Below are 24,386 nucleotides of genomic sequence, written 5' to 3' on the forward strand. Positions count from 1 at the left end.
TCACAAGCAAAAACGGTTTGTTTGGCTTATCTAAATACAACAAGAGAATGCAGTGATGAGAAATACAGCTTTTATACTCGCGTTAACCCTGCCTTTTGGCGCTTATGCTGCTGAAGATGCAATACCGACACCTGAATCAATTACATCCGCACAAGTACTGAGTACACAAGATTCAGAGACCTATTCTTATGTTCGATGCTGGTATCGAACCGATGCCTCACATGACTCTCCAGCCACCGACTGGAAATGGGCAAAAAATGAAAATGGTGATTACTACACGATCAATGGATATTGGTGGTCTTCTATTTCCTTCAAAAATATGTTCTACAGTGACGCTCCCCAATCTGAAATCAAGCAGCGTTGTGAAGAAACGCTCGACATCCAAAATGACGTCGCAGACATCACTTACTTTGCCGCAGACAATCGCTTCTCTTATAACCACTCGATTTGGACAAATGACAACGTTGTCCAAGCGAATACCATCAACCGTATCGTCACCTTCGGAGATAGTCTTTCAGACACCGGTAACCTATTTAACGGTTCTCAATGGGTTTTCCCGAACGCTAACTCATGGTTTTTAGGGCACTTCTCTAACGGTTTAGTCTGGACAGAGTATTTAGCAAAAGCAAAAGACCTCCCTCTTTATAATTGGGCAGTAGGTGGGGCTGCTGGCACCAATCAATACGTCGCATTAACCGGAGTATATGACCAAGTCACCTCTTACTTAACCTATATGAAAGTCGCCAAAAACTACCGTCCAGAAAACTCGTTGTTTACTTTAGAGTTTGGCCTCAATGATTTTATGAACTACAACCGAGAAGTGGCTGATGTAAAGGCTGATTTCAGCAGCGCTTTGATCCGCTTAACGGAATCTGGTGCAAACAATATCCTGCTGTTCACCTTGCCCGATGCAACCAAAGCCCCTCAATTCAAATACTCAACTGAACAAGAGATAATTAAGGTTCGTGGCAAGATTCTAGAGTTCAATCAATTCATCAAGACGCAGGCCGAGTATTACCAAAGCATGGGTAAAAACGTGGTGTTGTTCGATGCGAGTGCGTTGTTCGCCAGCATTACCGATAATCCAGAGCAACATGGCTTTCGAAACGCGAGTGATGCCTGCCTTAATATCAATAGAAGCTCAGCAGCCGACTACCTAAAAAGTCACAGCTTAACTAATGATTGCGCAGAGTACGGATCAGACAGCTATGTCTTCTGGGGAGTGACACACCCAACGACTGCCACTCACAAATACATCGCAGACCATATCTTAACGTACTCGTTCTCAACGTTTGATTTCTAGCTAGGAAGCTCTCTTCAGTATCATAAATTACCGCCGGTAAATACCGGAAGTTAAAGCTTAAGCAAAGTACAGATACAAAAAAACCGCCATCACCGGCGGTTTTTATTTACGTTAGCTTTTATACAGTTCGGTTTTAGCAAACCTTAGCTTCTAACGCACGCGAGTTGATTACTCGTCGTCAGTTTTTGGCGCAACTTTCTTCTTAGGGATAAACACGCTATCACCCACTGCCACATTCTTGTGGAAGCTCTTATCGCGCTTAACCGGTTTCTTAGGCGTTTTCTTAGCTTGAGTGTTTGTTTTCTTCTTCGCAGGACCGCCTTTAGCAACAGCAGGTTTGCGTGGCTTAATGCCTTTGAATTTACCTTTCAAGCCTTCAAGCACAGAGAAAGTAAGATCTTGTTGAAGGTAAAGCTCAACACGCTTGAAGCTGTCCCAGTCTTTTGGACCAACCAAAGAGATTGCATCACCTTTGTTACCCGCACGACCAGTACGGCCAACACGGTGCACGTACTCTTCCGTATGTTTAGGCATATCAAAGTTAATAACGTGGCTTACGTTTGGAATATCAATACCACGTGAAGCAACATCAGTAGTTACCAAAATCTTGTAAACCGCGCGCTCAAATTGGCTCATGATCGCGTTACGTTGCGTTTGGTTTAGGTTACCACTTAGAGCAACCGCTTTAAGCTTCTTCTCGTTCAGCTTTTCCGTCAGACGGTCGGTATCAGCGCGAGTTGCTGTGAAGATCATCACCTGACGGTATTCAGCTTCTTCAATAACACGATCCAAAATTTCTTCTTTATGATCGAGATGGTCACAAAGGTAGAATTTCTGAGTGATATCAAGGTGCTGTTCGTTAGAAACACCCACTGAGATGCGTTTAGGCGAATCTAGCATTTCATTTGCAATGTCGTTCACTTCCGCGTGATCAAGTGTCGCAGAGAACATCAACGTTTGACGACGACGGTGTTTAGCTGCATTCGCAATACGACGTAATTCAGGAGCAAAGCCTAAATCCAGCATACGGTCAGCTTCATCAAGGATTAGCGTTTCAACACCATCTAAAAACAGTGAACGGTGCTCAAGGTGATCCGCAAGACGACCTGGAGTTGCAACAATAAAACGAGGGTACTTACGCAGAGCTTTAACTTGGTCGTTAAAGTTTTCACCACCCAAAATAAGTGTCGCTTCGTAAGACAGACCACCAAGCATGCTACGCAGCTCGCCGTAAACTTGCTTCGCTAGCTCACGAGTAGGAGCCAAAATTACACCACGAGGATCTTTAGCAGAAAACGCTTTTGTTTTTAATGCTTTATGTATCATCGGCAACACAAACGCCAACGTTTTTCCTGATCCCGTTTTTGATGAAGCCAATAGATCCTTACCGGCAATAGCAACAGGGATCGCTTTTGATTGGATCTCTGTCGCTTTCTTGAAGTCGTAATGTTTTAAGTTCTTCAGTAAGCGGTTGTCTAAGCCTAAATCTTTAAAGTGCAAAGGACTCTCCAGTCTTGATGGTATTGAATAAAATTAATTTAACGTGACATGATACCGCGAAAGTACTTTATAAGGATAGAGATCACAGTAAATTTATCCTTATATCTCAAGTTGCCTAGTATATTGTATGCATTGACACTAAAGGGATAGGCCTTACAAATAAGATAAAAATCGATTCTAACTTCACCATCTCATAAATGAGACAGAACGTGATGCTTAGCTAATTACCTCAAAAATTTAGCAATTTCTTTAGTTATTGTTTTTGCAGTTAAAAAATTAGTCGCTACAATCATTAATGAAGCGACTATATGATAAAGAATGTATAGCGCATCTTTTGATGATAAATAAGCAAGGAGTTCTTATGAATAAGACGTTAATCGCAGCTGCAGCCTCAGTTTTCATTTTAGCAGGTTGTTCTTCTGAGCCAGAAAAAGCTGCAATGTCAGAAATGGATCAATTGACTAACCAAGTTGCTGAACTAAGCAGCGAAGTTGAAGCGCTTAAGAGTGACAAAGCTGCCGCTGAAATGAAGGCTCAAGAAGCATCTGCAGCCGCTATGGCAGCAAAAGAAGAAGCGGATCGTGCTAACGACCGTATCGATAACATTGCTGAGTCTTACACTAAGTAATTGAGATAGAAGCTCAATTAGGCTGTAGATTTCAAAAGACGTATATACATGCAGTAAATTGACAACGCCACCTCTTTTAGAGGTGGCGTTTTTTATTGAGGGATGGTTCGTTTTTAAAACTCAATCACAGGCGGTGCAATTTCAACAGGTACGCCATTTTGAGCAAATATCACCGCTTTCGCTTTTGAATTTGGTAGGTCTGCATCTTCAAGCCACCATTTTAATTCAACGGGGATTTGCAATAACTTCTTAGAGCCGTCGCTTCGCGTCAATGGTTCGTGAGCTTCAACAAACACACTTCTATCTGGCTCTAAAGACACTTTAATAGGCTCATCGATTATTGTGACTTGCTCACCACGACTAACCTGTGCAAAAAGCCACTCAATATCTTTAGGTTCCATGCGGATACAGCCGGAGCTGACTCGCAAGCCAATCCCAAAATCTTTATTGGTGCCGTGTATCAGATAATCACCAGCGCCATAAGCAAGCCGCAACGCATACTCGCCCAGAGGGTTTTCCGGCCCAGCAGGAACGACTCTTGGTAACTCGATCCCTTTCTCTAAGTACTCTTTACGAATTGAGTTTGGAGGCGTCCAGGTCGGGTTGGGTCTTTTTTGGCTTATCTTAGTGATCATCTCAGGCGTATCTCGCCCCACTCGACCAATACCAACAGGAAATACATGCACCTGATTTTTCTCAGGTTCAAAGTAGTACAGCCTCAACTCGGCAAGGTTAATCACAATGCCTTTTCTCGGTGTATCCGGCAGAATCAAGCGGCTAGGAATACTTAATACGTAACCTTCAGCAGGAAGAAAAGGATCGACGCCTTTGTTTGCCGCCATTAAAGAGAGAAAACCAATATCGTATTGCTTAGCAATGATGGCCAACGTTTCGCCCGCAGCCACTTCATGTTGTTGTATTCTTCCGACAATGCGACTTTCTTTTGGTGGCAACTCAAAAGTTGCAGCAGACACCCACGACGGAATCATCGCGCCTACGAGTAGAGTTGTAACCAGAGGGAACAAAGTCTTTCTCACAGTAAGCAAAGCGATCTTGCGCAGTTGTGTTTTCATAGCGAGCAAAGGCGTCAAGTTAGCGCAATACGACATACAATTCCTTGGTTTGTCTTTTATCAAAGTTTAGATTATCGCTGATCAAACGTCGCGACAACGTATTGTTGCTCCAAACTGATATGCAACAGGCCTTTATTCATCATTTTCCCTCCAGACATAGCGAAATTTAACCATACAAAATCGATTGCCTCTAAACTTTCAACATATTTAGTTATCTATATGAATATTACTTTAAAGGCAGAGCAAATTTGTGACAAACATCTCACGGAGCCTCGTTTTAACTCGCTAATATTGCCTCAACAAAACGAATTCAATTCAACAGAAACGGTAATTAATAAATCCTGTTCCTATAATTACCGTTAAAACTTTGGAGAACGACCATGGCTACACCTCATATTAATGCTCAAGCTGGTGATTTCGCAGAAACTGTACTTATGCCGGGCGACCCGCTTCGCGCAAAATACATTGCAGAAACCTTCCTTGATGACGTGAAGCAAGTTTGTGACGTTCGCAACATGTTTGGTTACACAGGCACTTACAAAGGTAAGAAAGTTTCTGTAATGGGTCACGGTATGGGTATTCCATCATGCTGCATCTACGTACACGAGCTTATCGCTGAATACGGCGTGAAAAACGTTATTCGCGTAGGTAGCTGTGGTGCGGTACGTGACGACGTTAAACTAATGGACGTTGTTATCGGTATGGGCGCATCGACTGACTCAAAAGTAAACCGCATTCGTTTCAACAACCATGACTTCGCTGCTATCGCTGATTTCGGTCTTCTAGAAGAAGCTGTAAACCAAGCTCGTGCACAAGAAGTTCCAGTTAAAGTTGGTAACGTATTCTCTGCTGACCTTTTCTACACTCCAGAAGCTGACCTTTTCGAAAAAATGGAAAAGCTAGGCATCCTTGGTGTTGATATGGAAGCAGCTGGTATCTACGGTGTTGCTGCGGATCTTGGTGCTAAAGCTCTAACTATCCTAACAGTATCTGACCACATCATCCGTGGTGAGAAACTAAGCTCTGAAGACCGTCAAAAATCGTTCAACGACATGATGAAAGTTGCTCTAGAGACTGCAATCAACATCTAACGATTTGATCAGATACATTGAAAAGCGTTACCCCGCAGCCAAGCTCACTTGGCTGCTCAAATAATCCCGAGGGGGAGATCGTGTCTAACGACAAGCTGCCAAAAGATGCGGATGGTTTGCAACTCAACTTTTGTAAAACATTGGCGTGTGACAACTTTGGCTTGAGCGATGCAAAACGGTATGTTTTGCAACACGCAAACCCTAAGCGTCCAGCGATGGTTTGTCGTGAATGTGGAGCTTTCCCCCCCTTACTTAACAATCGTGAAGTGTTAAGCGAACTTCATCGCCTAAGACAACTTCACAGCGACGGGCTCCCTGCTTGTCGTAATGATGATTGCGATAACTTTGGCTTATCGGTTCATACCCACAAACATCTTTATCATGCCTTCGGCTACAGTGGCGATAGGCAGCGTTACAGATGCAAAGACTGCCAATCAACCTTCGTTGATAAGTGGTCGGGATCCAATAAAAAACTTCAGTTTCAAGAGAACCTCATGGGCTTATTGTTCATGGGTTATTCCGTACGTGAAATTTGTAGAAAATTAGAGATCAATCCAAAGACTTTCTATGATCATGTTGACCATATCGCCAGTCGCTGTCGTCGCAAGTTAGCGATGATCGATGCTCGCTGGGTCAACCATGCTAAAGATTACCAATTCGCTTCTCACTACCAGCGCTTACAACCGAAAAGCAATAATGGTGTAGTTTGGATAGCGACCGGCGAGGCACACTCTGGCTATATCCTTTGCCAACACGTCAATTATTCTCAAAATGAAGAACCATCTGGAAGTGCTGATCACAATCCTTACGATGACGTTGCACGCTTTGTGTCCAAAGAGCACTCTTCAGAAGCGAATCTAGAACTACCTCAGCCGTCTGACAAGCTAAAAGAGCGCATTGAACAGCAGTATCAAGTGATTCTTGCGAGAGGTAATGTAGAGGACCCGATGGGGAACCTTACGACATTCAGTTACCCTTCGAAGGGCGCTCTGATTCGACCGCCTTATACTTCCTATGCTCACTTCCTACACGTGCTTGATATGTGTGATGAGAAAAAGCATGTCACCATCTATATGCCACAAGATCCATTACTAAGATCTGCCGCTCTAAGCGTTTGCTTGCCACGCATTCAGAGTCAAAATGTTGACCTTATGTATGTAGAGGAAGACTCAGGTTGGCAAGATGACCAAAATTTTGAAAAGATCGACATCGTTCATATGAGTTGGTGGCGCGATCGTTGGGCTATCGCGAGTCAAGGTGACAACCAAAAAGGTATCTGCTACCTAACGGGTAATAATCCAGAACCAAAACAGTGGTTTAATACAGCCTCAATTCAGCAAACAAAGTTCTATCAACAACGTTTTCAGTTGTTATTCGACAGCTTCATCAATGAGCCAAGACGTAAACTTCGCCCTGGGGGCATTCTTCCATTACTCGACATATTTAGATCTTGGCACAATCTGTGCTACCAAGATAAGGAAGGGCTTACGGCAGCACAACGCTTAGGGGTGACAGAGCAGCCATTAACCCTTAAGCAATTGCTTTCATAGGATTATACATCTAGAGGCGCACTCTAGAACTCGTTGATTTAAAAGCAAAAGCATGAGATAACACCCAAAATTGGAAAAGATACGTGTCCCCTTTATGCTCAGCGAGAGATAATTGATGCTTATCCTCAATCACACTCCTATAATGATTGTGTTATCAATATGTTCGATAATTATGGATCTAAGCCTTGGACAAAAATCAGTACCTTCTTGAAACCGAACTAGAACAACTCAAAACTCGCGTTGATTCTGAGCCATTGGTGATCCTAGAGATTGCACAACAATGCCTAGTCAGATCAGAGCAAGTTCTGTTTGAAGAGGGCGCTATCCAGTCATTAATGTTAATGGCGAGATGCTGTTGGAACCTTATGGATTACCAGAAAGGTTTAAAATACATCAAGGAAGCCTACAAGCGCCAAAGCCGATTAGATACCGATCATTTTCTCCCTGAAATTCTCCACTTACACGCACTCCAATTCTGGGGACAAGCCAAGTATTACTCCGCCCAACAGTTCTGGATCAATGCATTAGAACAGTCTGCATTGGTTGATGAAGTGGATATTCAAATTGAATGTCTCATTGGCCTTGGCAACATTTGGCGAATGACTCACGAATATAAACTTGCACGCTCCACCCACCAGCTCGCTGTAAAAGTGGCGAATAACAGCCGCATTGGTTGGTTAGAAGGCAAAGCAAGAATACTTCTCGCATGGGATTACTACCTGCTCAACAACTATGTTGAAATGCTATCGGTGCTCGACGGTGCAGAAGAAGCCTTAAAAGAATATAAAGATAATACTTGGCACGCTGAAGTCTGGGATTTTAGAGGCCTTGCCCTACTTGGCCTTGAACGTTTAGATGATGCAGAGCGAGCCACAGCCAAAGCGCACAAGCTAGCAGTAGAACACAACCTGGTATGGATGAAAGCGCACTCCTACATCAGCCGAGCTAGACTGGAGCTCTTAAGAAAGAGACCAGAACAAGCAGCCGAGTTGCTCAGGCTGGCAGAAGAGTCAGCAAACGAATTCGATAATGGCGAACTGCTTAGTCAAATTTGCTATCAACAGTCTTTAGTCGCAGAAGAAAATCAAGATTTTGAAGCCGCATTGATCGCTTTTAAGAAGTACCGTCAATATTCTACCGGCATGCTTAAAGAACAAACAAATCGTGTCGGTTTAGACAAAGCGCGCAGTTCAAAACGCCAGCTTGAACAGAGAGCTCGTAAGCTAATTAACCGCATTCGAGGTCAGCACGAACACGACCCGGAAAAGCACCTCTCTTATGTCGTTTCCGAAACCTTCTGGTGGGAAAAACTGGTACTATTTAAGACGGAGCTTAAACGCTCTAATCACTGCATCATCATGTTCCATCACATCGATACCGATTACTTAGATGTCTGTACCGAGATAGCGCATACCTTGTGTAATCAGAACGACTTCATTGCAAGGCTAAGTTCAGAACGCGTTGCTCTGATGCTTTCCGAAAAAGACGAAGCTGCAGACCAGATCTTTAAAACTCTGACCACCATGCTAGATATCTATCCATGGCACAGAAAAGGATTAAAAGGGTCGAGACCGACCGTCAGCCTCAACGATATTTTGACGTTCCCGTTCACTCTTGAACAACTAGAAGAAGACGATGCTGAGGTAACAGAATGATGGAAACCCTATTAAGCAAGATTACAGATGCAGGTCTAGATCCTTCATCGGTATCGGGTGAAGAGGCGATCATATTCTGGAATCATATTCGCCAACACGTTTCGACTACACAAACAGAACAAGCACACTGTTACATCATCAGCTCTGAGTACCGCGCCGAGTTGCAACAAAATCAAACCAGTATTGAAGAGTTAAAACTGGCACTCGACCTACTCCACCTCCCTACCGATATAGAAGATATTCTTACTGTAAAGACCAGCTTAAGTGATCGCTTAGTTGAAATTGGTGATTACACGTCGGCACTGAATGAATTCGTCAGTTCATCAACAATCGCCGTTGAGCACGGGCATATCGATGAATATGTCATGGCTATCTTAGGTATGGGGAACCTGTGTGACGCTTACGGAGATCACAGCAGAGCTCTTCGCTACTACCAAAAAATCAATAGCATAGATCACGCGATAAGCAGTCGATCACTTCGTCTTAAATTCAAGCTTTATATGGTAGCAAGTCTACTACTGCTTAACCGAATAACGGCGGCCAGCGATTTACTGAACGAATGCGAAGAACTGAGCATTTTAGTGAGTGATAAGCTACTCACAGCTCAGATATTGTTGTATCAAGCAAAAGTGCTCCGTGCTAAGAAAAAGTACCATGAAGCGCTACGTTGTCTGTCAAAAATTCAATATCCAGCCAACAGTACTCAAGCAAGTTGGCTCGCGACCATGACACGTCTAGAGTTGGCACATTGCCTGAGTGCGACCGGAAAGCAAGACTATGCAAGTATGATCTTGTCGAGCACCCACAAACGTGTGAAGCCCGGCTCGTCACCAGTGCTTGCGAAGCGCTTCTATGATTCTCTAAGTGATGTGTGTATGAATCAAGGACGTTTTCAAGAAGCGCTGAGCTACGAGAAGAAAGGCTACCGAATTGAAACGGATCTGATGAAGCAGATCCCGATCAGCGAACTTGGTGCAAGCCAACTGCGCCGTCTATCTCGATTTGAATTACAACTTAAACTCATTCTCTCCGAACAAGAGAACAAAGAGCTTAAAGAGACAACAGAGCAACATAAAAATACAGTTGCTCAGCTACAACAAGATGTTTTCACCGATCCACTGACGGGGTTACACAACCGTCGCTGGTTAGATGTAAAACTGAAAGATCTACTGCTACACGAAACGCCTTTTGCATTAATGGTTATCGATATCGACCACTTTAAGTCAATCAATGATGAACTGAGCCACTTAGTGGGTGATAAAGCGATCGTCAACGTTTCTCAAGAACTGCGTTCATACTTCAAGTTTAGAGGCGCGTCATGTGTCAGGTTTGGTGGAGAAGAGTTTCTCGTCATCCTTGAGAATACTGACCTTGCGAAAGCTGAAATGCACTCTGAAAATTATCGAGAGCGTATCTTCCAATTTGGGTGGCATGAAATACTCGGCGAGCGCGGTTTAACCGTGAGTATCGGTATCACTTTGCATCGCGAGGGAGAAAATACTCAGCGTACCTTCTATCGTGCAGATAAAGCCCTATACCGAGCTAAAGCCAACGGACGTAATCAAGTGTGTACAGAGTAGTGACACCTAGGTCTCTAACTTTATAGCTTTATAGCTTTGCAACTCTTTAGCTCTATAACTCTGTAGGTCTGTAGGTCTGTAGGTCTGTAGGTCTGTAGGTCTGTAGGTCTGTAGGTCTGTAGGTCTGTAGCTAAGCTAGCCTCTTATTGATAAAAGAACAAAGAGATTCCACCTAATGCGAGCAGTGTCCCGATGATACTTTGCTTTGACACCTTCTCTCCTCTAATCGCATAAATCACCAAAATAAAGACCGGGCTGGTCGCTATTAATGTTTGAGCAATCGCAGGGTTGGCATTTTTCAACGCCACTTGCTGAAGCCATAGAGCGAGAAACGTCCCGACAAAGATTGCCCCTAATAACCAAAGTTTATCGAGCTTGGTCATTGCCCATAAATCTCTTTTTATCGACGAGTACGGCTTCTTTTCAACGAAAGGGATAATCAGCATTACGGCAAACACGCCAATCGTCAGGCGAATCAAAGCACCTAACAATGGTGGAACGTCACCCGCCACCAATGCGTAGTGGGAAATCACCACACCCGACGCCTGACAAACACTTGCCATAAGCCCATATCCAATGCCACCCCACTGTGCTTTTTCATTAGAAATATCATTACCGTTCGCTGATTTCGACGGCTGAAAGACCACAAAGGTCACCGCTAAGGTTGTTATCACAACACCGAGCCAACTTTGCAAAGTGAGTGCCGCGCCAAGAAACATTAATGCCAAAACACCAGAAAGAGGGGGAGCCAGAGATTCCAGCAACAAGGTCTTATTGGCACCAATTCTTTTTAATGCCGCAAAATAGGCACTATCACCAATCGCAATTCCAATAACGCCTGAGATGGCTAAGATCCAAAAATGTTTAGCATTCAGTTCAAACTCAGGCATCGGTATTAAGGGCATGACTAATAGCATCATGCCAGAGGCAACAACGCCCTTAACAATATTCAACTGCATCGCAGAGAAGCGATGCCCAAACTGCCCGTAAATCCATGTTGCACACGCCCACACCATCGCAGCGCCAATAGCCGCTAATTCACCGATATACATCCGCATTTATCCTTTGTTGTATGTGGTTATTGTGGCAATGCGCGCCGTTTACATCAGAACTGTCATATTGTCAGCAAGAATACCAACAAGAAATCCGAAATAAGCTATTCAAGTTCAATTGAATTTTATAAGACCCATCAATGATTTCGTTCTCATTATCAGCGGCAACCTATTATTTGCAGATTGGTAAACCATTTTGATAACAATTACTTGGATGATAGCGTAGTATATTTATAACTAACATCTAACATTACAAGGATCTGTTATGTTTTTAGACTACTTTGCACTCGGTCTACTGATTTTCGTAGCATTAGTTATCTTTTACGGCATCATCGTTATTCACGATATTCCCTATGAAATTGCGAAAGAACGCAATCACCCTCATCAAGATGCTATCCATGTCTCAGGCTGGGTTAGCCTATTCACTTTACACACTATTTGGCCGTTCCTTTGGATTTGGGCTACGTTGTGGCGCAAAGATCGTGGTTGGGGTTTCGCTAAGCTTGAAGAAGAACAACACGATATTCATCACCGAGTCGACACCCTCATCGACCAAGTGAGTTCACTTCAGAACGAAATCGCACAGCTAAAGCAAGCGGGCATTGAGCAAAATAGCACAGAGATAGAGACAAACAACGTTCAAGATCAGGAGGCTAAGTAATGGATTTACTGCTGATAATGACCTACGCGGCACTTTGTATTACGATTTTCAAAGTATTCAACATCCCGCTAAACAAATGGACTGTCCCCACTGCCGTACTAGGTGGTGTTGTCCTCATCGGTACTTTGATTCTATTGATGAACTACAACCACCCTTTCACACAAATCGGTAATCAAGTTTACTCAACCACACCGATTGTTTCTGGGGTTCGAGGCAAAGTTATCGAGGTTCCGGTTGAAGCGAATAAACCTCTCACGAAAGGCGATATCCTTTTCAAGATAGACCCAATTCCTTTTGAAGCTGAAGTGGCTAAGCTGCAAGCCAAAGTAAAAGAAGCGAGCCAAGGCGCCTTAGGTCTAGAGTCCCAAGTTGGAGAAGCAGAAGCCGCCAAAATCAAAGCCATTGCCGAAAGAGATAAAGCTCAGCGCGAGTTTTCTCGTTACAAACGTGGTTTTGAGAGTGGTGCATTCACTGAACAACAATTAGATACTCGCAGACAAGCTTATAAGGGTGCAGAAGCCGCAGTAAAAGTAGCCGAAGCGAACCAGCAACAAGCTCAGATCGCACTTAACTCTGAGATTGGTGGTGAGAATACCGCGGTAGCAGGCTTACTTGCTGATTTGCGTAAAGCTGAATTCAACCTTGACCAAACGGTGGTAAGAGCACCAACCGATGGCTACGTAACTCAACTAGCACTGCGTCCAGGTGTAATGGCTGTACCACTACCATTAGCGCCTGTGATGACCTTTGTTCACACTGAAGCACAATTTTATACCGCAGCCTTTAGACAAAACTCACTACAACGCCTGCAACCTGGCTACGAAGCTGAGTTTCTATTTAGAGCACTGCCAGGAAAAGTGTTTAAAGGACGCATTGATGAAGTGATCCCAGCGATTGGTGAGAGTCAATTCCAAGCTCGAGGCACACTTCTAGGTACTGACGCACTGCGTACCAGCGGCCGTGTATTTGTTAAGCTGACCATCACTGATGACCTGTCTGAGTACCATTTGCCTATGGGTACTGCCGTTGAAGTAGCCGTTTATTCTGACAGCTTCACTCACGTATCTATCATGCGTAAAGTACTTATTCGCATGAAGAGCTGGCAAAACTACCTATATCTAGACCACTAACTAGAGCTAGACCACTAAACGGTCGTAGATATACGACGACCCCGCTTAACATATTGTTAAGACGAATAAAAAAGCCAGACTCGTTCTGGCTTTTTTGTTGCTTGATTAACCGTAAAGTCGCGTTTTTTACGCCGCATTAGCCTACTAAGGTGGAATTTTAGACATCTAGACACTTATCTTCCCTTATGGAAGGGTTCTACTGTATAATGCGCGCCTTATTTTTTATATTTGCCCAAAAAACGTTCTCATTGAAACGCATATTAATAATGGCGAATATTATGCTTTATTTTCAGTATTCGAGGTTATCTATGAACTTTTCAGCTAAAACAGTCGTCGTTATTGCTATTGGCGCGGCACTGTACGGCATTGGTGGTTTACCTATGTTTGGTGTCCCAGTGTTTGCTAACACGACATTGAAACCAGCAATGGCTGTCCTAGCACTGTTTTCTGTTTTGTTTGGCCCTATTGTTGGCTTCTTGGTTGGCTTTATCGGTCACTGGGTAACGGATTTGTTTGCAGGTTGGGGGGTATGGTTAACTTGGGTATTAGGCTCAGGTATTGTCGGTATGGTTATCGGCTTATTCCCAATGATGACTAAGAATCGCCTTCAACAAGGCGAACTACCAATGAAAGATTTTGCACTGTTCGTGGTACTTGCGCTTACGGGTAACGTTGTGGGTTATGGTAGCTCTGCGTTCCTAGACACCATCCTATACGCAGAACCGTTTACTAAAGTCTTCACTCAACTGTCTATCATCGCTGCGGGCAACACTATTCTTATCGCAGTGGTAGGCTTCCTGATTCTAAAATCAGTCGCTAAACGTAACAAACAAAGCCGTAACCTGACCGAGGCATAAACGCTAATGACTATAGCATTTTCGAACTTCTCTTTTAGATATGAGTCGCTGGATAAACCGACGCTAAAAAATATCAATCTAAGGATAGAGAAAGGAGAGAAAATCGTCATTATTGGACCAAGTGGTAGTGGTAAATCTACGCTAGGTCAGTGTCTCAATGGTCTGATACCTCATGCAATCAAAGGTGAGGTATCTGGGTCTTTAGAGATCAACGGTAAGAATATCTCTGAATTTTCAATGCACGACTATACCGAGCAAGTAGGCACAGTATTACAAGATACTGACAGCCAATTTGTGGGGTTAAGTATCGGTGAAGATATCGCGTTCGCATTAGAAAACCAGTTGATGTCGAACATTGATATGTACCCGTTAGTTAAATCGACTGCAAAAATGGTCGACCTAGCGGATATGCTTGAGCGCTCTCCTCATGACCTTTCAGGTGGTCAAAAGCAACGAGTATCGTTGGCAGGAATCTTGGTCGACGACGTCGATATTTTGCTGTTTGATGAGCCTTTAGCAAGCCTTGACCCGAAAACGGGCAAAGCAACGATTGAGATCATCGACCAACTTCATAAAGAAACCAACAAGACTATCGTGATTATCGAGCATCGTCTTGAGGATGTTCTACATCGCGATATCGATCGTGTGATCTTAATGGAGCGCGGTGAAATCGTCGCGGATATGACTCCGGATGACATCTTAGCGTCCAAGTTACTAGAAACTCACGGTATTCGTGAGCCTCTTTACTTATCCGCACTTAAAGCAGCGCAAGCCCCACTCCGAAGCGAAGATAAGCTATCAAACCTCAAAGCTTTGGATTACAAAAGGTTTCGCCCTGCTGTTCAAGCTTGGTTTGCTGAGCGCCCTGCCCCTGCTGCAGAAAAGCAGTACCAGCCTTTGCTCGAAGTTCATGGCTTAACTTATTCTTACGATGGCGAAAAGAATGCACTCGAAGATGTGAGTTTCAAAATTGGTAAAGGTGAGTTTGTCTCGATTCTGGGCAAGAACGGTTCGGGTAAATCCACTATCACCAAACTGATCATGGGTGTGATCGATGCTGATTCAGGCTCTTCCTATCTAAATGGTCAAGACTTATCTGAACTTTCCATCTTTGAAAGAAGCCAGAAAGTCGGTGTAGTGATGCAGAATCCGAATCATATGATCTCACATCATATGATTTTTGATGAGATTGCTTTTGGTCTTCGTAACCGCGGTATTGCAGAGCAGCTGATCACAGAAAAAGTAGAGCATGTTCTTGAACTATGTGGGTTAAGCAAGTTCCGTCACTGGCCCATTGAAGCTCTGAGCTACGGTCAGAAAAAGCGCGTAACCATAGCTTCTATCTTAGTGTTGGAGCCTGAACTCCTCATCTTAGATGAGCCTACAGCAGGCCAAGACTACCGTAACTACACATCCATGCTGGCATTCATCCAAAAGCTTAACCGAGATTTGGGTATTACTGTTGTGATCATCTCACACGACATGCACTTGGTTCTAGAATACACCACACGTTCGATCGTAATCGCAGACAGTAAGTTGATTGCGAATGCAGCCATGACGGAAGTGTTTAGTCAGCCATCGCTTTTAGAACGTGCGAACCTTTGTACCACCAGCATTTATGAACTTGCGACTATGATGAAAATCGACGACACCAACGCATTTATGCAGTACTTCATCGACAACGAGAGAAGCTCGCTATGAATGCATCAAAAGTGAAATTTGGCATCAACTACATTGATACTAAATCACCACTACACGCACTGAACGGCATCACTAAATTTGTACTTTTTCTCGCTTGGGTGACTGTGGTTTTGACTACGTTCGACCTGAGATTGATTGCGTTGCTTATTGTGACTGGTTTGTTCCTGCTAAAGCTTACCAATGTGCCTGTGCGCGTTTATAAGCCTTTGTTATTGGGAACGGTGAGTGTACTGAGCCTAAATGCTTTGTTCATGTACCTGCTTGCCCCACAGCAAGGTACAGAGCTCATCGGTAGCGAGACTCTATTGCTGACACTGCCAGGAAGCTACTCGTTAAGCCAAGAGACCCTGTTTTACTTAGTCACTGTCACGCTCAAATACATGAGCATGTTCCCGATAGCGTTAATATTCGTCTTTACCACGCATCCGACCGAGTTTGCAGCAAGCCTCAACCGTATCGGTGTTCCATACAAAATCGCCTATGCGGTCAGCTTAACGCTACGTTATTTACCTGAAGTTAAAAAAGACTTCATCAATATCATGCACGCGCAACAGGCTCGTGGCGTCGAACTATCGAAGAAAGCACCTTTACTCACTCGCATCAAAAACGTGGCTAAGGTTCTAGGCCCACTGATTTTTTCTAGCTTGGACCGTGCAGACGAGATTTCAAATGCAATGACGCTACGAGGTTTTGGTCGACACAAGTCACGGACCTGGTATAGCTATGCACCGTTGAAAAGTATCGATTTTGTTTGGCTAATGGTTATCGCCTTTATCGTTGTGTTAGCGATCGTAAAACGTGTTTTAGAACCACAATTATTCTGGTATCCATTTTAGTTTTCATTGAAATCGACGCTTAAATTACGTGCTGATTAATGCTCTACTCAATGAAATTCAAGCCGTCTTAGAATGAAAAACGAAACAAAAAAAGGGAGCCTCAAGGCTCCCTTTTTCGTATTTGTGACTATTAGTCTAATTTATAAAACACCGTTGAAAGTGGTGGTAAACGCAGCTCAATCGACGTGTCTAAACCTTCACTCGCGACTGATTCAACCTCAGCAACCTGCTTCACTTCAAAACCGCTGCCTGCGTAATCAGCCGAGTCAGTATTCAGCAATAGCGAGTACTGGCCTTGGGCTGGAACACCTAAACGGAAACGCTCATGAGGAACAGGCGTAAAGTTAGAAACAACCAAGACTCGTTCACCCGACTCACTAATACGTTCATGAGCTAAGATACTTGCTTCAGCAGAATCTTGTAGACGCCATTCAAAACCTTTCGGGTCGAAATCAAGATCGTGCATTGCCGCCTCAGAGCGGTATAGATTGTTCAAATCTTTGGTTAAGCGTTGAACACCTTGGTGGCGTTCATATTCCAACAAGAACCACTGCAGTTGATCATCATGATTCCATTCAGCCGTTTGACCGAATTCAGCGCCCATGAAGTTCAGCTTTTTACCCGGTTGTGCATACATGTAACCCATGTAAGCGCGTAGGTTAGCCGTTTGCTGCCACTCATCACCCGGCATCTTGTTGTGGATAGAGCCTTTACCGTAAACCACCTCATCGTGAGATAGAGACAATACGTAATTTTCGCTGTGAGCATAAACCAACGGGAAGGTAATCGTATCGTGGTGATATTTACGGTTGATTGGATCTTCTTGAATGTAAGACAAGCTATCGTGCATCCAACCCATGTTCCACTTAAAACCGAAGCCTAAACCGCCCATAAAGGTTGGTGCTGAAACACCCGGGAAAGCCGTCGATTCTTCAGCAATTGTCATCGCATTCGGGAAGTGTTTGTACACTTCTTCGTTCATCCACTTAAGGGTCGCGATAGCGTCGTAGTTTTCATTACCACCGTCAACATTCGGAATCCATTGATCATGGCTACGCGAGTAATCGAGGTACAACATCGAAGCAACCGCATCAACACGAATACCGTCGATATGGAATTGTTCGAACCAGTACAGAGCGTTTGCTACCAAGAAACGACGAACATGCTCTTTGCCTAAGTCGTAAATGTACGAGTTCCAATCTTGGTGCCAACCACGACGTGGATCGGGATCGTGGAACAAAGGCGTTCCATCAAAGTTAGCTAAGCCGTGATCATCACTTGGAAAGTGGGCAGGAACCCAGTCCAGAACAACACCTAAACCGGCTTGGTGACATTGATCGACGAAGAATTTGAAATCATCTGGAGAGCCAAAACGACTTGTTGGCGCAAACAAGCCTATTGGCTGATAACCCCAAGAGCCGTAAAACGGGTGTTCTGAAACCGGCATCAACTCGACGTGTGTGTAACCCAGATCCGTTAGATATGGGATTAGCTCTGCCGCTAGCTCACGGTAGTTTAGGAATTCACCTTCAGCATTGCGCTTCCAAGAGCCGGCATGCAATTCATAGAATGAAAGGGCTTCTTTGCGCTTTTGCGTGACCGGGCGATTCTGCCATTGAGAATCTTGCCACTGGTAGCGAGCGTGATCGTAGGTAACAGATGAAAATGATGGGTACTGCTCAGAATAGAAACCCCATGGGTCAGCTTTATGTGGCAAGCCTTCGCCATCAGGTCCTTTTAATTCAAATTTGTATTGTGCGCCTTCTTCCAGATCGGGAATGAATAAGCCCCACATACCGTAATCTAAGCGTTGCATTGGGTGGCGACGACCATCCCAAGCGTTGAAGTTACCCACCAAGCTAGCCGCTGTTGCATGCGGTGCGTACACCAAGAAACGCGTGCCTGAAATCGTCTGCCCATCACGCTCTAGCGTAATAAACTGAGCCCCCATGTGATGATACATATCTTTAGGTGTATGAAGATCCTCATAACTCGCGTACAGATCATGGTACTGGTATGGATCATCGATGATCTGCTCTACTCCATTCCAATCAACCGCAAGCTTGTAGTGAGTAAAACGTAAGTCTCTTTCTTGCTTAAGAATGAAACCACTTTCACCCTCTCGCGCTAACTTAATACGAGGTTCCTTTCCAACAATCAACTCGACTTTATCTGCTCCAGGAATCCACACTCGTAATGAACCTTGTTCAGACGGTAAGTATGGCCCTAAAAACGCAAATGGGTCTGTGAAGCAAGCCTGTGATAGTTGGGTATATATTTGTTTTTGCTTTGAAATCGAACTTAGTTCCAAAACGCTTCTCCCTAACCAAACATCCAAAAAACATAATACAAAAATGCCCGCTATTAGTGCGGGCAATATAACGACGATTTATTCTACCAGATGAGCATTCAGTATTGAGTGACCGAGGTTGTAGTTTCGTACGGCGTAAGCAAAAAACCACCTATTTCCAAGTCACTCGATTCCATTACTTAGCTGCTTTTTCTCGAACATCAGTAAGCTTAGAGGCGATACGATTCACGCCTTCATGAGCGAAGATTTCGTCCAAGTTCATTGATAGTTTACGACGCCAGTTAGGGTACTCATCGACCGTACCAGGGATGTTAACGGGCTTATCCATTTCTAGCCAATCTTCCAACTGAACACTCAGAAGTGTTGAGCCACCAGCCGCAACGTGCAGTTGAAGAGCTTCAGCAAGATAAGAGTCCATCGGTACTTGACTTGCATCACGCCCAACACCTTCAGGTAGGAAGCCGTGCCATGCCACTGAGTCTAAGATACCTTGCTTGCACTCCAAGCGGCTATCGAACAAAGTTTCTAGCTGTTGTGCGTCTGGGTATAAACCAATCTCTTGACCCATTTTCAAGTCATCACAGTGCCAGAAGCCGCGAAGCGTTGGCATATCGTGAGTACACAGTGCCGCCATCGATTGTGACGCGTAGTGCTTCGGAGAAATAAAACCACCGTCATCTTCTGATGTTTCGAAGAAGAATACTTTGTAAGAATGCACGCCCGCATCAGCAAGGATGTCTACGATTTCATCTGGTACCGTCCCTAAGTCTTCACCGATAACGCTGCATTGGTAACGGTGAGATTCAAGCGCCAGAATAGACAGCATGTCTTGCACTGGGTAGTAGATGTACGCACCCTTCGTTGCGTTCTCACCCTTTGGAATCCACCACAAACGCAGCAGACCTAAAACATGGTCAATACGCAATGCGCCACAATGCTTCATGTTGGCACGAAGTAGTTTGATGTAAGCGTCGTAGCTTGTTTCTTGAAGCACTTCTGGGTTTAGTGGAGGTAGACCCCAATTCTGACCCAGAGGACCAAGAATATCCGGTGGAGCACCAATGCTCGCATCCATCACTAGGTTGCCTTCATCAGCCCATGTCTCGCTGCCAGAATCTGCAACGCCTACCGCTAAATCACGGTACAGGCCAACCGCCATGCCCTTCTCTTCAGCAAGAGACTGAGCATCGTTGATTTGGCAATCGGCTAACCATTGTAAGTACATGTATAGATGTACTTGATCTAGGTTATCTTTGATGTATTTCTGTGTTGCTGGGCTGTCAAATGTACGGAATTTCTCTGGGAATACAGGCCAACCCCACATACCTGAATCTTTAGCATGCAGTTCACCGTGCAGCGCATCAAACGCGGCTTGATGCATCAGGCTTTCACCGCCCTCTTCAACAAACGCTAAGAACGCTTGTGCACGATCGCTGTTCTTGTCTAGATGACGAGTTTTAAATTCTGCGAATAACAGAGGCAAGATGCTCATCTTAAGCTCAGACACTTCGGTGTAATTCACCCAGTGTGCTTCACGAGCTTTCTGTAGACGCTGCTGGAACTCGGCGCTGCCTACCGTTTGTTGCGCTTCCGCGCTTAATGCGAACTCAGGTACTGAACTCACATCTATGTATAAGACGTTCAACCAACGACGTGAAGACGGGCTGTATGGGCTCGCACCTTCTGGGTTCGCAGGGAACAGTGAATGAATTGGGTTTAGACCAACAAAATCACCACCGCGAGACGCGATATCCGAAACAAGCTGTTTTAGGTCACCGAAATCACCAATACCCCAGTTGTGCTGAGTTCTTAGTGTGTACAGTTGAACACTTGGTCCCCAAAGCTTTTTGCCTTGCTCAATAGGTGACTGCTTGAAACACGCTTTAGGCGTAATGATCAATGTCATCTCGTAAGGCTTCTTACGGCGCTTACGACTCACAATGAGCTTGTGATAACCCCATGCCAAATCACTTGGCAATGCAAACACTAAAGGGCCACCCTCGGCACGCTCGTCACGAACGACTTGAGATTGAAGATAGCCTTCAAGTACCTCTCCTTGCTCGGTTTCTAAACGCCAGCTGAACTCACTTTCACGAGCACTCACACCCAAATTAAGTGTCACTTCTACTGGTTCACCGTCACGCAAGACAAGAACCGGGTCTAGTACATCTTTTCTGTGCTTTCTTTCTGCAGATTTAAGCAGTGCATCATCGCTGCTTGTGTCGTAGCCCAATGAAGCCAATAGAGACGTAATTGTCTCTTCTGATACTTGTGCTTCATCGCCCCACGCACTAACGTAACTATCGGCAATATTTGCCATTTCTGCGACTTGTTTTAATACGGTCTGTTCTTTCATCGCTCTCTCCGAAAACGTTCTGACGCTTTCAATTTTGTAGGGTTGTTATCTAATTTGTTACTAATCAATTAGCTTGTGACAATCAGTTTGTAAGCATTGCTATCTAAATAAGCCGTCTATTTGCTCACAAGCTAATTGAGCCAAGGCAGAAACTGCCTTGGCTACTTTGCAACTATTAGCGGTTAACGGCTTCAAGTTTCCAAATGTTGTTCACGTAGTCGCGAATTGAGCGATCTGATGTGAACTTACCAACCAATGCCGTGTTAAGAATCGCTTTCTTAGCCCAACCAGCTTGGTCTTTGTATTGTGTGCCCATGTCTTCATGTGCTTTCACGTAAGAAGCGAAGTCAGCAAGACATAGGTAAGGGTCACCACCGTCTAATAGGCTATCAAACGTTGCACGTAGAAGACCTGGTTGACCTGGAGTAAACTCATCGCCAGTCAGTAGATCTAGAGATGCTTTCAATAGTGGGTCTGCATTGTAGTAGTCGTATGGGTTGTAACCCTGAGCTTTCAATGCGACAACACCGTCAACTTCTAGGCCGAAGATGTAGATGTTTTCATCACCAACTTCTTCACGAATCTCAACGTTTGCACCATCCATCGTACCGATAGTTAGAGCGCCGTTTAGAGCCATCTTCATGTTGCCCGTACCTGAAGCTTCTTTACCAGCTAATGAGATTTGCTGAGAAACGTCTGCTGCAGGGATGATGATTTCAGCCATGCTTACACGGTAGTCAGGGATGAATACCACTTTAAGCTTGTTACCGATGCGAGGATCGTTGTTGATCTTCTCTGCAATCTTGTTAACCGCGAAGATGATTTCTTTTGCTAGGTGGTAACCCGGTGCTGCTTTCGCTGCGAAGAAACATACGCGTGGCTCACACTCGAAACCAGGTTCGTTAAGAATACGGTGGTACAAAGACAGAATGTGTAGCAAATCTAGGTGCTGACGCTTGTATTCGTGTAGACGCTTAATTTGAACGTCGAAGATAGCGTTAGTATCTAGCTCGATACCCATGTTCTCTTGAACCCAATCCGCAAGACGCTGTTTGTTTTCTTTCTTAACAGCCATAAATTCTTTTTGGAATTTCGCGTCTGTTGCAAACTTAGCGATGCCTTCTAGCTGCTCAAGTTTTGCTGGCCACTCAGAGCCAATCTTACCTGTGATTAGATTAGATAGACCTGGGTTACAGAACTTCAACCAACGACGTGGCGTGATGCCGTTCGTTACGTTAGTCAGTTTACCTGGGAAGATTTCGTTGAACTCTGGGAACAAGTCTTTCTTAACAAGTTGAGAGTGAAGTGCAGCTACACCATTTACTTTGTAAGAACCAATCACACATAGGTTTGCCATGCGAACCATGCGGTGGAAACCTTCTTGGATGATAGAAAGCTTCGCTTGTTTCTCACCGTCACCAGGCCACATCTTGCGAACTTCTTGCATGAAGCGGTGGTTGATTTCAAAGATGATTTCCATGTGACGTGGAAGAAGACGGTTGATCAGAGATTCAGACCAAGTCTCTAGCGCTTCAGGAAGTAGTGTGTGGTTCGTGTATGCGAACGTATGAGCACTGATTTCCCAAGCTTGGTCCCAAGTTAAACCTTTCTCATCAATCAGGATGCGCATTAGCTCAGGAATCGCAATCGTTGGGTGCGTATCGTTCAGCTGAATCGTTTCTTGCTTAGGCAGATCTTCTAGAGAGAAACCTGCTGCTTCGTGGCGGCGTAGAATATCGCGAACTGACGCTGCTGAGTGGAAGTACTGCTGCATTAGACGCAGTGTCTTACCTTTCTCATGGTTGTCGTTCGGGTAAAGAACTTTCGTGATGTTACCTGCATCGATTAGCGAGTGTTGCGCTTCGAAGTAATCACCGTTGTTAAAGCTTGCTAGTGAGAATGGTGCAATTGCCTGACATTCCCAAAGACGCAATGGGTAAACCGTGTTTGACTCGTAACCTACGATAGGTAGATCCCAAGGCATTGCTTTTACTTCCATACCTGGAACCCAAGTACGAACTTCTTTACCGTCGATGAATTCAACTTCTACATGACCGTAAAAACCAATGTGTTGTGCTAGTTCTGGACGAGCGACTTCCCATGGGTAACCTTCAACACCACGCCATGCGTCTGGTGCTTCTTGTTGACGACCATCTTGGAAAGACTGTTTGAATAGGCCGTATTCATAGTGAAGACCGTAGCCTACTGTTGGGTACTCTTGTGCAGCACAAGAATCCATAAAACAAGCAGCAAGACGACCAAGACCACCATTACCTAGCGATGGGTCGCGTTCTTCTTCTAGAAGGTCAGTTAGGTTTTGGCCTAGCTCTTCCATTGCATGAGTAATCTGTTCGTACAGACCCATGCTGATCAGGTTGTTACCTGTTAGACGACCAATCAAAAACTCTAATGAAAGGTAGTTAACGCTCTTCGCGTTTTTGATTTTTTCATCATTTTCAGTTTCTAGCAGATCAAATGTTGTCAATTCTGCTAGCGCACGCCCCATTGCTAGGTACCATGCGCGGCTATCTGCTGTTTCAATCGTTGTTGCGTAAGTTGCAGATAAATGCTTTTTAACGCTTTCTTGGAACGACACTTTATCGAAAGTTTTTTGCTGAGTTGGTTTCATTTCAGAAATCTCGCTTTTAATAGTTCTAATTCATCTGTGACATATCGTGCATGGTCACCATTAACTAAACATCCTCCCGTTAATACGACTAACTAGGAGTAGATGAGAGGGCGTAGGGGGCGTACCGATGTAAGGTTAGTGATCTGACTCTCATGTTCTAACTTCGAACAAAAAGTTGGAGTGACTGGGATCACAAGCTCCCGTTCGATAACTTAACGTTAATTGATGTGAGTTTTATTTAACCGGAATAAACTGATTAGCAAATCTGAGTTTGAGATCACGAAATTATTTCCCATATCTCATCTTTTGCATAAATCTCAGTGTAAGACTGAACAAAGTCACATTCACAAACCACCACGCAACGTGAGCAAAGTCTCAAATTAAGGGCGTAGAAAGCCAAAAACATGCAAGACCGCAAGGTTTCTGAGGAGAATCATAGTCGGTGCCATTTTTCTTCACGTAACATAAGCACA

Annotated in this window: 17 protein-coding genes; 11 read left to right on the forward strand and 6 right to left on the reverse strand. The window is 44.4% G+C overall.

What is annotated here, in order from left to right; genetic code table 11:
* The first annotated feature begins 55 nt into the window (after nucleotides 1-55).
* On the forward strand, nucleotides 56-1,303 hold the full coding sequence (locus OCV44_RS16375; RefSeq protein ID WP_139686017.1) for an SGNH/GDSL hydrolase family protein: 1,248 nt from the start codon (nucleotides 56-58) through the stop codon (nucleotides 1,301-1,303).
* A gap of 168 nt (nucleotides 1,304-1,471) precedes the next feature.
* On the opposite strand, the gene OCV44_RS16380 is transcribed toward OCV44_RS16375, so the two are convergent.
* A complete protein-coding gene (locus OCV44_RS16380; protein WP_139686016.1) occupies nucleotides 1,472-2,803 on the reverse strand; it encodes a DEAD/DEAH box helicase in 1,332 nt (443 codons plus the stop codon).
* Nucleotides 2,804-3,164: 361 nt separating this feature from the next.
* Between OCV44_RS16380 and OCV44_RS16385 the strand changes: the two genes are divergently transcribed.
* Complete coding sequence (locus tag OCV44_RS16385) at nucleotides 3,165-3,431, forward strand: Lpp/OprI family alanine-zipper lipoprotein (protein WP_139686015.1); 267 nt, start codon at nucleotides 3,165-3,167, stop codon at nucleotides 3,429-3,431.
* A gap of 113 nt (nucleotides 3,432-3,544) precedes the next feature.
* Here OCV44_RS16385 and OCV44_RS16390 read toward each other — a convergent pair whose 3' ends face one another.
* Entirely contained in the window at nucleotides 3,545-4,540 is a 996-nt protein-coding gene (locus OCV44_RS16390) for a L,D-transpeptidase family protein (RefSeq protein ID WP_139686014.1), read from the reverse strand.
* A 344-nt stretch (nucleotides 4,541-4,884) separates the two neighbouring features.
* Between OCV44_RS16390 and deoD the strand changes: the two genes are divergently transcribed.
* The 4 genes from deoD to OCV44_RS16410 all read left to right on the forward strand — a co-directional run bounded on the left by deoD (nucleotide 4,885) and on the right by OCV44_RS16410 (nucleotide 10,380).
* Nucleotides 4,885-5,595 (forward strand): purine-nucleoside phosphorylase, encoded by a 711-nt coding sequence (gene deoD, locus OCV44_RS16395; protein ID WP_004732072.1) that lies wholly within the window; start codon nucleotides 4,885-4,887, stop codon nucleotides 5,593-5,595.
* 80 nt (nucleotides 5,596-5,675) lie between these two features.
* Nucleotides 5,676-7,145 (forward strand): IS1 family transposase, encoded by a 1,470-nt coding sequence (locus tag OCV44_RS16400; protein ID WP_139686013.1) that lies wholly within the window; start codon nucleotides 5,676-5,678, stop codon nucleotides 7,143-7,145.
* Between the two features lie 185 nt (nucleotides 7,146-7,330).
* A complete protein-coding gene (locus OCV44_RS16405) occupies nucleotides 7,331-8,800 on the forward strand; it encodes a hypothetical protein (RefSeq protein WP_139686012.1) in 1,470 nt (489 codons plus the stop codon).
* Nucleotides 8,800-10,380: a GGDEF domain-containing protein gene (locus OCV44_RS16410; protein WP_139686025.1), complete on the forward strand. Its 1,581-nt coding sequence runs from the start codon at nucleotides 8,800-8,802 to the stop codon at nucleotides 10,378-10,380. The genes OCV44_RS16405 and OCV44_RS16410 overlap by 1 nt, the downstream gene beginning before the upstream one ends.
* Before the next feature lie 143 nt (nucleotides 10,381-10,523).
* On the opposite strand, the gene OCV44_RS16415 is transcribed toward OCV44_RS16410, so the two are convergent.
* A complete protein-coding gene (locus OCV44_RS16415) occupies nucleotides 10,524-11,432 on the reverse strand; it encodes a DMT family transporter (RefSeq protein WP_139683768.1) in 909 nt (302 codons plus the stop codon).
* A 265-nt stretch (nucleotides 11,433-11,697) separates the two neighbouring features.
* Here OCV44_RS16415 and OCV44_RS16420 point away from each other — a divergent pair, with 265 nt between their 5' ends.
* The 5 genes from OCV44_RS16420 to OCV44_RS16440 all read left to right on the forward strand — a co-directional run bounded on the left by OCV44_RS16420 (nucleotide 11,698) and on the right by OCV44_RS16440 (nucleotide 16,617).
* Nucleotides 11,698-12,093: a DUF3302 domain-containing protein gene (locus OCV44_RS16420; protein ID WP_139683767.1), complete on the forward strand. Its 396-nt coding sequence runs from the start codon at nucleotides 11,698-11,700 to the stop codon at nucleotides 12,091-12,093.
* Entirely contained in the window at nucleotides 12,093-13,223 is a 1,131-nt protein-coding gene (locus OCV44_RS16425) for an HlyD family secretion protein (protein WP_086050582.1), read from the forward strand. Before OCV44_RS16420 ends, OCV44_RS16425 begins: the two co-directional genes overlap by 1 nt.
* Before the next feature lie 308 nt (nucleotides 13,224-13,531).
* Entirely contained in the window at nucleotides 13,532-14,080 is a 549-nt protein-coding gene (locus tag OCV44_RS16430; RefSeq protein WP_139683766.1) for an ECF-type riboflavin transporter substrate-binding protein, read from the forward strand.
* 6 nt (nucleotides 14,081-14,086) lie between these two features.
* Nucleotides 14,087-15,781 carry an ABC transporter ATP-binding protein gene (locus OCV44_RS16435; protein ID WP_139683765.1) on the forward strand — a complete coding sequence of 565 codons (1,695 nt, stop codon included), beginning with the start codon at nucleotides 14,087-14,089 and terminating at the stop codon, nucleotides 15,779-15,781.
* Nucleotides 15,778-16,617: an energy-coupling factor transporter transmembrane component T family protein gene (locus OCV44_RS16440; protein ID WP_139683764.1), complete on the forward strand. Its 840-nt coding sequence runs from the start codon at nucleotides 15,778-15,780 to the stop codon at nucleotides 16,615-16,617. Before OCV44_RS16435 ends, OCV44_RS16440 begins: the two co-directional genes overlap by 4 nt.
* 130 nt (nucleotides 16,618-16,747) lie before the next feature.
* Here OCV44_RS16440 and glgB read toward each other — a convergent pair whose 3' ends face one another.
* The 3 genes from glgB to OCV44_RS16455 all read right to left on the reverse strand — a co-directional run bounded on the left by glgB (nucleotide 16,748) and on the right by OCV44_RS16455 (nucleotide 23,913).
* A complete protein-coding gene (gene glgB / locus OCV44_RS16445; RefSeq protein WP_139683763.1) occupies nucleotides 16,748-18,928 on the reverse strand; it encodes a 1,4-alpha-glucan branching protein GlgB in 2,181 nt (726 codons plus the stop codon).
* A 175-nt stretch (nucleotides 18,929-19,103) separates the two neighbouring features.
* Nucleotides 19,104-21,284, reverse strand: a complete 2,181-nt coding sequence (gene malQ / locus OCV44_RS16450) for a 4-alpha-glucanotransferase (RefSeq protein ID WP_139683762.1) — start codon at nucleotides 21,282-21,284, stop codon at nucleotides 19,104-19,106.
* Nucleotides 21,285-21,459: 175 nt separating this feature from the next.
* Nucleotides 21,460-23,913: a glycogen/starch/alpha-glucan phosphorylase gene (locus tag OCV44_RS16455; protein ID WP_139683761.1), complete on the reverse strand. Its 2,454-nt coding sequence runs from the start codon at nucleotides 23,911-23,913 to the stop codon at nucleotides 21,460-21,462.
* Nucleotides 23,914-24,386 lie beyond the last annotated feature (473 nt).

The sequence above is a fragment of the Vibrio tasmaniensis genome (assembly GCF_024347635.1).
GTDB lineage: Bacteria > Pseudomonadota > Gammaproteobacteria > Enterobacterales > Vibrionaceae > Vibrio > Vibrio tasmaniensis.

Coding starts and splice junctions, on each gene's coding strand:
- OCV44_RS16375 (WP_139686017.1), top strand. CDS start 56: ATGAGAAATACAGCTTTTATACTCGCGTTAACCCTGCCTTTTGGCGCT.
- OCV44_RS16385 (WP_139686015.1), top strand. CDS start 3,165: ATGAATAAGACGTTAATCGCAGCTGCAGCCTCAGTTTTCATTTTAGCA.
- OCV44_RS16390 (WP_139686014.1), bottom strand. CDS start 4,540: ATGTCGTATTGCGCTAACTTGACGCCTTTGCTCGCTATGAAAACACAA.
- deoD (WP_004732072.1), top strand. CDS start 4,885: ATGGCTACACCTCATATTAATGCTCAAGCTGGTGATTTCGCAGAAACT.
- OCV44_RS16410 (WP_139686025.1), top strand. CDS start 8,800: ATGGAAACCCTATTAAGCAAGATTACAGATGCAGGTCTAGATCCTTCA.
- OCV44_RS16415 (WP_139683768.1), bottom strand. CDS start 11,432: ATGTATATCGGTGAATTAGCGGCTATTGGCGCTGCGATGGTGTGGGCG.
- OCV44_RS16420 (WP_139683767.1), top strand. CDS start 11,698: ATGTTTTTAGACTACTTTGCACTCGGTCTACTGATTTTCGTAGCATTA.
- OCV44_RS16425 (WP_086050582.1), top strand. CDS start 12,093: ATGGATTTACTGCTGATAATGACCTACGCGGCACTTTGTATTACGATT.
- OCV44_RS16430 (WP_139683766.1), top strand. CDS start 13,532: ATGAACTTTTCAGCTAAAACAGTCGTCGTTATTGCTATTGGCGCGGCA.
- OCV44_RS16435 (WP_139683765.1), top strand. CDS start 14,087: ATGACTATAGCATTTTCGAACTTCTCTTTTAGATATGAGTCGCTGGAT.
- OCV44_RS16440 (WP_139683764.1), top strand. CDS start 15,778: ATGAATGCATCAAAAGTGAAATTTGGCATCAACTACATTGATACTAAA.
- malQ (WP_139683762.1), bottom strand. CDS start 21,284: ATGAAAGAACAGACCGTATTAAAACAAGTCGCAGAAATGGCAAATATT.
- OCV44_RS16455 (WP_139683761.1), bottom strand. CDS start 23,913: ATGAAACCAACTCAGCAAAAAACTTTCGATAAAGTGTCGTTCCAAGAA.